Raw genomic sequence first — 10713 nt, 5'->3', positions numbered from 1 at the left:
AATGGCGCTCCATGACATCGCTCGACGGCATCCGGATCCTGGACCTCTCCCGCGTGCTGGCGGGCCCGTGGTGCACCCAGACACTGGCCGACCTGGGCGCCGACGTCATCAAGATCGAGCGGCCCGGCAGCGGCGACGACACGCGCAGCTGGGGCCCGCCCTTCCTGCAGGACGCGCAGGGCCAGGACACGCGCGAGGCGGCCTACTACCTGGGCACCAACCGCAACAAGCGGTCGGTCACCTGCGACATCGCGCAGCCGGCCGGGCAGGCGCTGGTGAAGGAGCTGGCCAAGCACTGCCACGTCTTCGTGGAGAACTTCAAGGTGGGCGACATGGCCCGCTACGGGCTGGACTACGCCTCGCTGCGGAGCGTGAATCCGAAGCTCGTCTATTGCAGCGTCACCGGCTTCGGCCAGACCGGGCCCTACCGCGAGCGCGCCGGCTACGACTACGCCGTGCAGGGCATGGGCGGGCTGATGAGCATCACCGGCGAGCGCGACGACCTGGGCGGCGGGCCGCAGAAGGTGGGCGTGGCGGTGGCCGACCTCTTCACCGGCATGTACGCCGGGGTCGCCATCCTGGCGGCCCTTCGGCACGCCGAGCGCACCGGCGAGGGCCAGCACGTCGACATGGCGCTGCTGGACACGCAGGTGGCGATGCTGGCCAACCTGGGCGCCAACTACCTGGTGAGCGGCAAGGTGCCGGGGCGAGCCGGCAATGCGCACCAGAACATCGTGCCCTACCAGGTGTTCGAGGTGGCGCCGGCCGAAGACGGCCACAAGGACTACCTGATCCTGGCCGTGGGCAACGACGGCCAGTTCGCGAAATTCTGCGAGGTGGCGGGCCGGCCCGAGTTGGCGCGGGACGAGCGCTTCGCGCGCAACCAGGACCGGGTGCGCAACCGTGCCGTGCTGGTCCCGATGCTCGAGGCCCTGATGCAGGCGCGCACCAAGGCGCAGTGGCTGCCCGCGCTGGAGGCCGCCAAGGTGCCCTGCGGGGCGATCAACAACCTGGCCGAGGTGTTCGCCGATCCGCACGTTCGCGAGCGCGGCATGGTCGACGAATGGGAGCATCCGCTCGCGCCCGGCCTGCGGCTGGTGGCCAGCCCCATGAAGCTGAGCGGAACGCCCGTGCGCCACGAGCTGCCACCGCCGCTGCTGGGGCAGCACACGGAAGAGGTGCTGGGCGGCGTGCTCGGCTGGGACGCCGCGCGCATCGCGGCGCTGCGGCAGGAAGGAGTGATCTGAAAATGGCGAACTTCGTGCTGGTCCATGGGGCCTGGCATGGCGGGTGGTGCTGGCGCCATGTCGTGCAGGCGCTCGTGCAGGCGGGCCACCGCGCGCATGCCGTGACGCTGACCGGGGTGGGCGAGCGCGCCCACCTGCTCTCGCCGGCCATCACGCTGGAGACGCACATCGAGGACGTGCGCTGCGCGATCGAGGCGGAAGAGATGGACGACGTCGTGCTGGCGGTGCATTCCTATGCGGGGATGATCGGCACGGCCCTGGCCGACCGGCTGGGTGCGCGCCTGCGGCACCTGGTCTATGTGGACGCCGTGGTGCCGCGGCCCGGCGAGAGCTGGAGCAGCACCCACTCCCGCGCGGTGCGCGAGGCCCGGCTGGCCGGTGCGCAGGCCTCGGACGACTACGCCCTGCCCGCGCCCGACCCGGACAACTACGGCCTGCAGGGCGCCGACTACGAATGGGTCAAGCGCCGCCTGACCGCGCATCCCGGCCATTGCTACGACGCGCCGCTGGAATTCGACCCCGTCCGCGCGGCCGCGGTGCCGCGCACCTTCGTCAGCTGCGTGCGGCCGGCGTTGCCCACGATCGACTCGATCCGCCCGCGCATGGCCGACCCCCATTTCTGGAACGGCGAGTGGCGGCGCGGCGGCGGCGCGCAGGTGCTGGAGCTGCCCACCGGGCACGACCCGATGGTGACGATGCCCGCGGAGCTGACGCAGATCCTGCTGCGCTGCGCCTGAACGCCGCCGGGCGGGAAACCTTTGCCGGGCATGGGAGTCCCACCGGCACTTAAACTCGACATGCCATGAAGAAAGCCCTGATCGGCGCCATCGCCGCCGCCGTGCTCGCGGTGGGCGCCGCCGTCTACCTGAACACCGGAAGCCAGGCCGCCCCCGCCTCCACCTTCGTCCTGCTGGACGGCTCCAAGCGCAGCACGGATGACCTGAAGGGCCGCGTGACCCTGGTGAACTTCTGGGCCACCAGCTGCGTCACCTGCGTGGGCGAGATGCCCAAGATCATCGCCACGCACGACAAGTACAAGTCGCGTGGCTATGACACGCTGGCCGTGGCGATGAGCTACGACCCGCCCAGCTACGTGGTGAACTTCGCCCAGACGCGCAAGCTGCCCTTCCAGGTGGCCATCGACAACACCGGCGCGGTGGCCAAGGCCTGGGGCGACGTGCAGCTGACCCCCACCACCTACATCGTCAACAAGCGCGGCGAGATCGTGAAGCGCTACGTGGGCGAGCCGGATTTCGCCGAGCTGCACCAGCTGATCGAGAAGCTGCTGGCCGAAGCCTGAGCGGCCGGCGCCCACGAAAAAAAAGCCCCGCATCGCGGGGCTTTCGTTTGGCGGCGGTGAGCCGCTTCAGTCCTTGCGGAAGTTGTCGTGGCAGGCCTTGCAGCCGCCCGAGTTCGGGCCCCAGGCGGCCTTGAGGTTGTCCACGCTGCCGGTCTTGGCCGCGGCGGCGATCTTGCCCACCTCGGAGATCATGCGGTCCTGGTGCTCCTTGAACTTGGCCTGCTCGGCCCAGATCTCCGGCTTGGCGCGGGTCTCGCCCTTGTCGGTGCCGGGTGTGAAACCCGTCCAGGGCAGCGTGGAGACGAGCTGGATCACGTCGGCATGGCGAGCCGCGGCCGTCGCGTCGTACGGAGCGCGGCCGTTGGCCATCGCGCCGAGCGCGCCGAAGTGCGCGCCGAGCACCCGGAGCGCGCCCTGGCGGTACTTGATGGCGTCCTCGGGCTTCTGGAAGCTCTGGGCGGCTGCGGGAGCGGCAACCGCCGCGGTGAGGGCCACGAGGGCCAGGGAAGCGATCAGTTTCATTGGTCTTCTCCGATCAAGGTGAGACTCGGCGGGTGCCGGACCGCGTTTGTACCAAGCTTCTGCTCGACACTGGGCCTAGGGTATCTACGGACCAGTGGCCGGTTCAGCAAATCCAAGCACAATCGGCGCCGCAAAGGAGAAGCACATGGCAGCGACGGTACGCGTCTGGGACCTCCCCACCCGGCTATTCCATTGGGCCCTGGCCGTTTGCGTGATCGGCATGGCCATCACCGCCTACTCGGACGACTGGCTGGAATGGCACGCCCGCATCGGCTACGCGGTGTTCGCGCTCCTGCTCTTTCGCATCGTGTGGGGCTTCATCGGCGGGCGCTGGTCGCGCTTCGCCTCCTTCCTCTACGCACCCACCGCCGTGGTGGCGTACCTGCGCGGCCGCTCGCACCCCGACCACCTCGTGGGCCACAACCCGCTGGGCGCGGGATCCGTCTTCGCGATGCTGGTTTTCCTGCTGGCCCAGGTGGGCACCGGCCTCGTCAGCGATGACGAAAGCATGTTCCACGGCCCGCTCAACCCCTACGTGAGCAGCAGCAAGGCGCTGGCCGCGACCTGGTACCACAAGCGTGTGGGCCAGTGGATCCTGCTGGCGCTCGTGGTGCTGCACATTGCCGCGGTGATGTACTACCTCGTCCGCAAGCGCGAGAACCTGGTGCGCCCCATGGTCGCCGGGGACAAGCTGGTGGCCAGCCAGGCCCCGCACTCACGGGACGACGCGGCCTCGCGCACGGTCGCGCTGATGGTCTTCGCGGTCTGCGCCGGCTTCGTCTGGTGGCTGGTCAAGTGAGCGCCTGCTGAGGTTGCCCCCCACGGGCCAGCCGCTAAACTGGCCGGCCCGAGACTTCCGATCACTGACTTGCAACCGGCCGAGTTACCGGTCATCGAGCTGATGACCCCCAGCACCGACGAGGAGCTGGACGCCACCCGGGAAATCTTCCGGGAGTACGCGCAGGGTCTTGGCGTGGACCTCTGCTTCCAGGGTTTCGAAGAGGAGCTGGCCGGGCTGCCCGGCGACTATGCCGAGCCGCGCGGCGCCCTGCTGCTGGCCCGGGTGGACGGCGCCGTCGCCGGCTGCTGCGCCCTGCGCCCCCTGGACTCGAGCGACTACGCCGGCGCCGCCGAGATGAAGCGGCTGTACGTGCGCAAGGCGTTCCGGGGCTTCGGCCTGGGCCGCCAGCTTGCCGAAGCGATGCTGGACGCCGCCCGGCAGTCGGGCTACGACTGCGTGCTGTTGGACACGCTGGACGACATGGAAGCCGCCCGCGCCCTGTACGAGGACCTGCGGTTCGAGCCCATCGAGCCCTATTACCACAACCCCATTCCCGGGGCGCACTACCTCAAAGTGGAGCTGTGAGTCTTGCTCCCTCTCCCCTGGGAGAGGGTTGGGGCGAGGGCACGCGCAGTCGTGCGCCCTGCCCCGCTACCGCTCAGCCCTTGGCCTGCGCCAGAAGCGTCTCCGCGTCGCTCACCTCGAACTTGCCGGGCGCCTCGACGTTCAGGCTGGCGACCTTGCCGTCCTTGACCAGCATCGAATAACGCGTGCTGCGCGTGCCCATGCCGCGCGCGTTGAGGTCCAGCGTCAGGCCCGCCGCCTTGGCGAAATCGGCGCTGCCGTCGGCCAGCATGCGGACCTTGCCGGCGCTCTTCTGGTCGCGCGCCCAGGCGCCCATGACGAAGGCGTCGTTCACGCTCACGCACCAGATCTCGTCCACGCCGGCCTTCTTCAGGTCGTCGAACTTCTGGAGGTAGCCGGGCACGTGCTTGGCCGAGCAGGTGGGCGTGAAGGCCCCCGGCAGGGCGAACAGTGCGATGGTCTTGCCCGCGGCGGCTTCCTTCACCTTCACCGGGTTGGGGCCGATGCTGCAGCCTTCGCCTTCGACTTCCGAGTACTCCTGCAGGGTGACGTCCGGGAGCGTGTCTCCGACCTTGATCATGTGCGATCTCCTCTAGTGGGGTGGGTGGAAAATGAAAACGGCCCACATTGTGGGCCGTTTCCGGGATCGCGCGCTGCGGTGGGTTTAAACCGCGGCGGCCTTCTCGACCAGGCGGGTCGCAACCCAGTTCTTGGTCTTGGAGATCGGCCGGCTCTCGGTGATCTCGATCAGGTCGCCCACGTGGAACTCGCCCTTTTCGTCATGGGCGTGGTACTTGCTCGACTTGGCGACGATCTTGCCGTAGAGCTCGTGCTTCACACGGCGCTCGACCAGAACGGTCACGGTCTTGGCACGCTTGTCGCTCACCACCTTGCCGACGAGGGTGCGCTTGAGGGAGGTCTTTGCTTCCGTCATGTTCACTCCGGTCACTTGGCGGGTTTCTTGGAGCCACCATCGGTGGCGGCGGCTTGCTTCTGCGCCAGGATGGTCTTGGCGCGAGCGATGTCGCGGCGCGTCACACGGATCGAACCGGTGTTGCTCAGCTGTTGCGTGGCCTTCTGCATGCGCAGCCCGAAGTGGGCGCGCTGCAGGGACTTGACCTCTTCCTCGAGGCCGGCAACGTCTTTCTGGCGAAGGTCGGCAGCTTTGGTCATAGGTCTCTCCTTAGGCGCCGATCATGCGGGACACGAACGTGGTGCGCAGGGGCAGCTTGGCCGCGGCCAGCCTGAACGCCTCGCGCGCCAGTTCCTCGGGCACGCCCACGATCTCGTACAGCACCTTGCCCGGCTGGATCTCGGCGACGTAGTACTCGGGGTTGCCCTTGCCGTTGCCCATGCGGACCTCGGCCGGCTTCTGGCTGATCGGCTTGTCGGGGAACACGCGGATCCAGATGCGGCCGCCGCGCTTGACGTGGCGGGAGATCGCGCGACGCGCGGCCTCGATCTGGCGCGCCGTGAGGCGGCCGCGGTCGGTGGACTTCAGGCCGAAGTCACCGAACGCCACGGAGTTGCCCCGCGTGGCGATGCCGGTGTTGCGGCCTTTTTGCTCTTTGCGGTATTTGCGACGAGCAGGTTGCAGCATGTTTACTCTCCTTTACCGTCGGCCGGGGTGGCCGGCGCGGCGCTGACCTTGCGGGGCACGCGCTTAACGGTGGTCTTCGGCGCTTCCGCGCCTCCAGTAGCCTCTTGCGGCTTGTCGCTGCCGTCCGAGGGAGCGGCATTGGTGGTGGCGGGGGCGCCACCACCGGCGCCGCCGGCGCGGGGACCGCGCGACGGCGGCCGGCGATCGCCGCCAGGACCGCCACGGCGGTCGCCGTCACGACGCGGACCGCGCGGACCGCGACGCTCTTCGCCTTCGGGGCGCGGCGTGCTGTCCAGCGACGGGGCATCGCTGCGGCCCAGGGTGTCGCCCTTGTAGACCCACACCTTGACGCCGATGACGCCGTAGGTGGTCTTGGCTTCGGAGAAGCCGTAGTCGATGTCGGCGCGCAGCGTGTGGAGCGGCACGCGGCCTTCGCGGTACCACTCGGTGCGCGCGATCTCGATGCCGTTCAGGCGGCCCGACGACATGATCTTGATGCCCTGCGCGCCCAGGCGCATGGCGTTCTGCATCGCGCGCTTCATGGCGCGGCGGAACATGATGCGCTTCTCGAGCTGCTGGGTGATCGAGTCGGCGATCAGCTGGGCATCGACTTCAGGCTTGCGCACTTCCTCGATGTTGACCGCGACCGGCACGCCCAGGCGGGTGGCGAGTTCCTTCTTGAGGTTCTCGATGTCCTCGCCCTTCTTGCCGATCACCACGCCCGGGCGGGCGGAGTAGATCGTGATGCGGGCGTTCTTGGCCGGACGCTCGATCAGCACGCGGGAGACGGCGGCGTTCTTCAGCTTGGACTTCAGGTACTCGCGGACCTTGATGTCCTCGGCCAGCATGCCCGCGAAGTCGCGGTTGTTGGCATACCAGCGGCTGGCCCAGTTGCGGCTGACCGAAAGACGGAAGCCGGTCGGATGGATTTTCTGTCCCATATCTTTACCTGAGCCTTAGTTGCCGACCGTCACGTACACGTGGCACGTGGGCTTGCTGATGCGGTTGCCGCGACCCTTGGCTCGAGCGGTGAAGCGCTTGAGCGTGGCGCCCTGCTCCACGTAGATCGTCTTGACCTTCAGCTCGTCGATGTCGGCGCCGTCGTTGTGCTCGGCGTTCGCGATCGCGGACTCCAGCACTTTCTTGACGATGCCGGCGGCCTTCTTCTGGGTGAAATCCAGGATGTTGAGGGCCTGGTCCACCTTCTTGCCGCGGATCAGGTCGGCCACCAGACGGCCTTTGTCGACCGACAGGCGCACGCCACGGAGGACTGCACGGGTTTCCATGATGTCTGCTCCTTACTTCTTCTGGACTTTTTTGTCCGCGGGGTGACCCTTGAAGGTGCGCGTCAGGGCGAATTCGCCCAGCTTGTGGCCCACCATCTGGTCGGTGATGTAGACCGGCACGTGCTGCTTGCCGTTGTGAACGGCGATCGTCAGCCCGATGAACTCGGGCAGGATCATGGAGCGGCGCGACCAGGTCTTGATCGGCTTCTTGTCCTTGTTGGTGACGGCCTTGTCGACCTTGGCCACCAGGTGGTGGTCCACAAACGGACCCTTCTTGAGAGAACGCGTCATTTGTGCGACCCCTTACTTCTTGCGGCGCGAGACGATGAACGTCTGCGTCCGCTTGTTGTTACGCGTGCGGTAGCCCTTGGTCAGGTTGCCCCACGGATCCACCGGCGGCTTGCCCGTGCCGGTGCGGCCTTCGCCGCCGCCGTGCGGGTGGTCGACCGGGTTCATCGCGACGCCTCGCACCGTCGGGCGGATGCCCATGTGGCGCTTGACGCCGGCCTTGCCGAGCTGGCGCAGGCTGTGCTCTTCGTTGGCCACTTCGCCGATGGTGGCGCGGCACTCGACGTGGATCCGGCGGACCTCACCTGAGCGCATGCGGACCTGGGCGTAGGTGCCTTCGCGGGCCAGCAGCGTGGCCGACGTGCCGGCCGAACGCGCGATCTGCGCGCCCTTGCCGGGCTGCAGCTCGATGCAGTGGATGGTCGAGCCCACCGGGATGTTGCGGATCGGCAGCGTGTTGCCGGCGCGGATCGGCGCCTCGGAACCGGAGACCAGCTGCGCGCCGACCTCCAGACCACGCGGGGCGATGATGTAGCGGCGCTCGCCGTCGGCATACACCACCAGGGCGATGTGGGCCGTGCGGTTCGGGTCGTACTCGATGCGCTCCACCTTGGCCGGGATGCCGTCCTTGTTGCGACGGAAGTCGACGACGCGGTAGTGGTGCTTGTGGCCACCGCCCTTGTGGCGGGTGGTGATGTGGCCGTTGTTGTTGCGGCCGGCCTTCTGGAACTGCTTTTCGAGCAGGGGCGCGTAGGCCTCACCCTTGTACAGGTGATCGCGCGTGACCTTGACCACGGCACGCTGGCCGGGCGAGGTCGGTTTCATCTTGACGACTGCCATGGCTTACGCGGCCTCCCCGGAGAGGTTGAGCTCCTGGCCCGGCTTGAGCGTCACGTAGGCCTTGCGAACGTTGTCGCGGCGGCCCACCGAGCGGCCGAAGCGCTTGGTCTTGCCCTTGGTGTTGACGACGGAAACGCCCTGGACCTCGACCTTGAACATCAGTTCGACGGCCGCCTTGATCTCGGGCTTGGTGGCGTTCTGCAGCACCTTGAAGGTCACCGCGTTGGTCTTGTCGGCCACGTGCGTCGCCTTTTCGGAGACGACGGGAGCGACCAGGACCGACATCAGGCGGCCCTCGTCGAACTTGCGTTCGGCGGGAGTGGGGTTCACACGGCTCATGCGAACATCTCCTTGAGCTTGTCCATGGCACCCTTGGTTACCAGCACCTTCTTGTAGTGCACCAGGGACAGCGGATCGGCGTAACGCGGCTCGACGACGAGCACGTTGGCCAGGTTGCGGGAGGCGAGGTACAGGTTCTCGTCGACTTCGTCGGCGATCACCAGCACCGATTCAAGGCTCATGGCCTTGAACTTGGCGGCCAGCTGCTTGGTCTTGGGCGAATCGACCTTGATGGAGTCCACCACGGCGATGCGGCCTTCGCGAGCCAGCTGCGAGAAGATGGACGCCATGCCGGCGCGGTACATCTTCTTGTTGATCTTCTGGGTGAAGTTCTCTTCCGGGCTGTTCGGGAAGATGCGGCCGCCGCCACGCCACAGCGGCGAGGAGGTCATGCCGGCGCGGGCGCGGCCCGTACCCTTCTGCTTGAACGGCTTCTTGGTCGAGTGCTTGACCATCTGCCGGTCCTTCTGGGCGCGCGTGCCCTGGCGGGCATTGGCCTGGTAGGCGACGACGATCTGGTGGACCAGGTCCTCGTTGTATTCACGGCCGAACACGGTCTCGGGTGCGTCCACCTTGGACGCGGCCTGGCCCTGCTCGTTCAGGAGTTCGAGCTGCATTTACTTGGCTCCCTTCTCAGCCGCGGGCTTGGCCTTGACGGCCGGGCGCACGGTGACGAAACCGCCCTTGGAGCCCGGAACCGCACCCTTGATCAGGAGCAGCTGGCGGGCTTCATCGATGCGGATGACGTCCAGGTTCTGGGTGGTGACGGTCTCGTCGCCCATGTGGCCGGTCATCTTCTTGCCCGGGAACACGCGGCCCGGGTCCTGGGCCATGGAGATCGAGCCGGGCACGTTGTGCGAACGGCTGTTGCCGTGCGACGCGCGCTGCGAGCTGAAGTTGTGGCGCTTGATGGTGCCGGCGAAGCCCTTGCCGATCGAGGTGCCCTGCACGTCGACCTTCTGGCCTACCTGGAACAGCTCGGTCACGGGCAGCGTGGCGCCGGCGGCGTACTTGCCGGCGGCTTCGGCCGTGATGCGGAATTCCTGGATGATCTCGCCCGGCTCGACGCTCGCCTTGCCGAGGTGGCCGGCCAGCGGCTTGGACACGCGCGATGCCTTGCGCTTGCCGAACGTGACCTGCAGGGCCACGTAGCCGTCGTTCTCTTGGGTCTTGACCTGGGTGACTCGGTTGCCCGACACGTCCACCACCGTGACAGGAACAGCGTCCCCGTCATCGGTGAACAGGCGCATCATGCCCACCTTGCGGCCCAGCAACCCGAGGGAGTTGCTCTGACTCATGTTGTTGCTCCGTTGCTTTCGCCGCAGCCGCTGCAATTGGCTTCTGCGTTTGACGCCCCCCTGGCGGGAGACGGCGAAAGAAGGTTGATAAACGGCCCGCTCGCGGGCCTCAAAACGTCCACGCCTAAAAAGGCGAAGCCGCAAATTATAGCCCGCCCCCGGCATTCGTGCCAAGGGCGGGCTTGAACAGACTCCAGCTCAGGCTTATTGCAGCTTGATCTCGACGTCCACGCCGGCCGGAAGGTCGAGCTTCATCAGCGCGTCCACGGTCTTGTCGGTCGGGTCGACGATGTCCATCAGGCGCTGGTGCGTGCGGATCTCGAACTGGTCGCGCGAGCTCTTGTTCACGTGCGGCGAGCGCAGGATGTCGAAGCGCTTCATGCGCGTCGGCAGGGGCACCGGGCCCTTGACGATGGCGCCGGTGCGCTTGGCGGTGTCGACGATCTCGGCGGCGGACTGGTCGATCAGCTTGTAATCGAAAGCCTTGAGGCGGATGCGGATCTTCTGTTGGGTGGCCATGTTCGTTCCGCCTTATTCCATGATCTTGGCGACGACGCCGGAACCCACGGTCTTGCCGCCTTCGCGGATGGCGAAGCGCAGGCCTTCTTCCATGGCGATCGGGGCGAT

18 protein-coding genes and 1 pseudogene are annotated in these 10713 nt (G+C 67.3%); 5 read left to right on the top strand and 14 right to left on the bottom strand.

Annotated features, from left to right (window positions below; genetic code table 11):
- The first annotated feature begins 11 nt into the window (after positions 1-11).
- From ASG30_RS05500 to ASG30_RS05490, 3 genes are all read left to right on the top strand, one after another.
- Positions 12-1247: a CaiB/BaiF CoA transferase family protein gene (locus ASG30_RS05500; RefSeq protein ID WP_055893821.1), complete on the top strand. Its 1236-nt coding sequence runs from the start codon at positions 12-14 to the stop codon at positions 1245-1247.
- 2 nt (positions 1248-1249) lie between these two features.
- Positions 1250-1984 carry an alpha/beta fold hydrolase gene (locus ASG30_RS05495; protein WP_055893819.1) on the top strand — a complete coding sequence of 245 codons (735 nt, stop codon included), beginning with the start codon at positions 1250-1252 and terminating at the stop codon, positions 1982-1984.
- Positions 1985-2049: 65 nt separating this feature from the next.
- Positions 2050-2547 (top strand): TlpA family protein disulfide reductase, encoded by a 498-nt coding sequence (locus ASG30_RS05490; protein WP_055893817.1) that lies wholly within the window; start codon positions 2050-2052, stop codon positions 2545-2547.
- 66 nt (positions 2548-2613) lie between these two features.
- Here ASG30_RS05490 and ASG30_RS05485 read toward each other — a convergent pair whose 3' ends face one another.
- On the bottom strand, positions 2614-3069 hold the full coding sequence (locus tag ASG30_RS05485; RefSeq protein WP_055893811.1) for a c-type cytochrome: 456 nt from the start codon (positions 3067-3069) through the stop codon (positions 2614-2616).
- A gap of 145 nt (positions 3070-3214) precedes the next feature.
- Here ASG30_RS05485 and ASG30_RS05480 point away from each other — a divergent pair, with 145 nt between their 5' ends.
- Both ASG30_RS05480 and ASG30_RS05475 read left to right on the top strand, forming a co-directional pair.
- Entirely contained in the window at positions 3215-3868 is a 654-nt protein-coding gene (locus ASG30_RS05480) for a cytochrome b/b6 domain-containing protein (protein ID WP_055893809.1), read from the top strand.
- Positions 3869-3970: 102 nt separating this feature from the next.
- A complete protein-coding gene (locus tag ASG30_RS05475) occupies positions 3971-4435 on the top strand; it encodes a GNAT family N-acetyltransferase (protein ID WP_055893808.1) in 465 nt (154 codons plus the stop codon).
- A 73-nt stretch (positions 4436-4508) separates the two neighbouring features.
- Here ASG30_RS05475 and ASG30_RS05470 read toward each other — a convergent pair whose 3' ends face one another.
- The 13 genes and pseudogenes from ASG30_RS05470 to ASG30_RS22065 form a co-directional block, all read right to left on the bottom strand.
- Positions 4509-5015 carry a peroxiredoxin gene (locus ASG30_RS05470; protein ID WP_055893807.1) on the bottom strand — a complete coding sequence of 169 codons (507 nt, stop codon included), beginning with the start codon at positions 5013-5015 and terminating at the stop codon, positions 4509-4511.
- Between the two features lie 84 nt (positions 5016-5099).
- Entirely contained in the window at positions 5100-5369 is a 270-nt protein-coding gene (rpsQ, locus tag ASG30_RS05465; RefSeq protein ID WP_055894001.1) for a 30S ribosomal protein S17, read from the bottom strand.
- An 11-nt stretch (positions 5370-5380) separates the two neighbouring features.
- The gene (rpmC, locus tag ASG30_RS05460; RefSeq protein ID WP_055893806.1) at positions 5381-5608 is read right to left on the bottom strand and encodes a 50S ribosomal protein L29; all 228 of its coding nucleotides are present in this window, start codon (positions 5606-5608) and stop codon (positions 5381-5383) included.
- 10 nt (positions 5609-5618) lie between these two features.
- Positions 5619-6035, bottom strand: coding sequence for a 50S ribosomal protein L16 (rplP, locus tag ASG30_RS05455; RefSeq protein ID WP_055893805.1), 417 nt, complete (start codon positions 6033-6035; stop codon positions 5619-5621).
- A 2-nt stretch (positions 6036-6037) separates the two neighbouring features.
- Positions 6038-6976: a 30S ribosomal protein S3 gene (gene rpsC / locus ASG30_RS05450; protein ID WP_055893802.1), complete on the bottom strand. Its 939-nt coding sequence runs from the start codon at positions 6974-6976 to the stop codon at positions 6038-6040.
- 15 nt (positions 6977-6991) lie between these two features.
- Positions 6992-7324, bottom strand: coding sequence for a 50S ribosomal protein L22 (rplV, locus tag ASG30_RS05445; protein ID WP_200947254.1), 333 nt, complete (start codon positions 7322-7324; stop codon positions 6992-6994).
- 9 nt (positions 7325-7333) lie between these two features.
- Positions 7334-7612 carry a 30S ribosomal protein S19 gene (gene rpsS / locus ASG30_RS05440; RefSeq protein WP_055893797.1) on the bottom strand — a complete coding sequence of 93 codons (279 nt, stop codon included), beginning with the start codon at positions 7610-7612 and terminating at the stop codon, positions 7334-7336.
- Positions 7613-7624: 12 nt separating this feature from the next.
- Positions 7625-8449 carry a 50S ribosomal protein L2 gene (gene rplB, locus ASG30_RS05435; RefSeq protein ID WP_055893793.1) on the bottom strand — a complete coding sequence of 275 codons (825 nt, stop codon included), beginning with the start codon at positions 8447-8449 and terminating at the stop codon, positions 7625-7627.
- A 3-nt stretch (positions 8450-8452) separates the two neighbouring features.
- The gene (gene rplW / locus ASG30_RS05430) at positions 8453-8788 is read right to left on the bottom strand and encodes a 50S ribosomal protein L23 (protein WP_055893790.1); all 336 of its coding nucleotides are present in this window, start codon (positions 8786-8788) and stop codon (positions 8453-8455) included.
- Entirely contained in the window at positions 8785-9405 is a 621-nt protein-coding gene (rplD, locus tag ASG30_RS05425; protein ID WP_055893787.1) for a 50S ribosomal protein L4, read from the bottom strand. Before rplD ends, rplW begins: the two co-directional genes overlap by 4 nt.
- Entirely contained in the window at positions 9406-10086 is a 681-nt protein-coding gene (gene rplC / locus ASG30_RS05420; RefSeq protein WP_055893785.1) for a 50S ribosomal protein L3, read from the bottom strand.
- A gap of 204 nt (positions 10087-10290) precedes the next feature.
- Positions 10291-10605, bottom strand: a complete 315-nt coding sequence (gene rpsJ / locus ASG30_RS05415; protein WP_027102403.1) for a 30S ribosomal protein S10 — start codon at positions 10603-10605, stop codon at positions 10291-10293.
- A gap of 12 nt (positions 10606-10617) precedes the next feature.
- Positions 10618-10713, bottom strand: a pseudogene (locus tag ASG30_RS22065) (elongation factor Tu); the annotation flags it as partial.

This window comes from Ramlibacter sp. Leaf400 (assembly GCF_001424545.1).
Taxonomy (GTDB): domain Bacteria; phylum Pseudomonadota; class Gammaproteobacteria; order Burkholderiales; family Burkholderiaceae_C; genus Ramlibacter.
Note: the sequence above shows the minus strand (reverse complement) of the source record. Positions and strands in the feature narration are given on the sequence as shown.

Coding starts and splice junctions, on each gene's coding strand:
- ASG30_RS05500 (WP_055893821.1), top strand. CDS start 12: ATGACATCGCTCGACGGCATCCGGATCCTGGACCTCTCCCGCGTGCTG.
- ASG30_RS05495 (WP_055893819.1), top strand. CDS start 1,250: ATGGCGAACTTCGTGCTGGTCCATGGGGCCTGGCATGGCGGGTGGTGC.
- ASG30_RS05490 (WP_055893817.1), top strand. CDS start 2,050: ATGAAGAAAGCCCTGATCGGCGCCATCGCCGCCGCCGTGCTCGCGGTG.
- ASG30_RS05485 (WP_055893811.1), bottom strand. CDS start 3,069: ATGAAACTGATCGCTTCCCTGGCCCTCGTGGCCCTCACCGCGGCGGTT.
- ASG30_RS05480 (WP_055893809.1), top strand. CDS start 3,215: ATGGCAGCGACGGTACGCGTCTGGGACCTCCCCACCCGGCTATTCCAT.
- ASG30_RS05475 (WP_055893808.1), top strand. CDS start 3,971: ATGACCCCCAGCACCGACGAGGAGCTGGACGCCACCCGGGAAATCTTC.
- ASG30_RS05470 (WP_055893807.1), bottom strand. CDS start 5,015: ATGATCAAGGTCGGAGACACGCTCCCGGACGTCACCCTGCAGGAGTAC.
- rpsQ (WP_055894001.1), bottom strand. CDS start 5,369: ATGACGGAAGCAAAGACCTCCCTCAAGCGCACCCTCGTCGGCAAGGTG.
- rpmC (WP_055893806.1), bottom strand. CDS start 5,608: ATGACCAAAGCTGCCGACCTTCGCCAGAAAGACGTTGCCGGCCTCGAG.
- rplP (WP_055893805.1), bottom strand. CDS start 6,035: ATGCTGCAACCTGCTCGTCGCAAATACCGCAAAGAGCAAAAAGGCCGC.
- rpsC (WP_055893802.1), bottom strand. CDS start 6,976: ATGGGACAGAAAATCCATCCGACCGGCTTCCGTCTTTCGGTCAGCCGC.
- rpsS (WP_055893797.1), bottom strand. CDS start 7,612: ATGACGCGTTCTCTCAAGAAGGGTCCGTTTGTGGACCACCACCTGGTG.
- rplB (WP_055893793.1), bottom strand. CDS start 8,449: ATGGCAGTCGTCAAGATGAAACCGACCTCGCCCGGCCAGCGTGCCGTG.
- rplW (WP_055893790.1), bottom strand. CDS start 8,788: ATGAGCCGTGTGAACCCCACTCCCGCCGAACGCAAGTTCGACGAGGGC.
- rplD (WP_055893787.1), bottom strand. CDS start 9,405: ATGCAGCTCGAACTCCTGAACGAGCAGGGCCAGGCCGCGTCCAAGGTG.
- rplC (WP_055893785.1), bottom strand. CDS start 10,086: ATGAGTCAGAGCAACTCCCTCGGGTTGCTGGGCCGCAAGGTGGGCATG.
- rpsJ (WP_027102403.1), bottom strand. CDS start 10,605: ATGGCCACCCAACAGAAGATCCGCATCCGCCTCAAGGCTTTCGATTAC.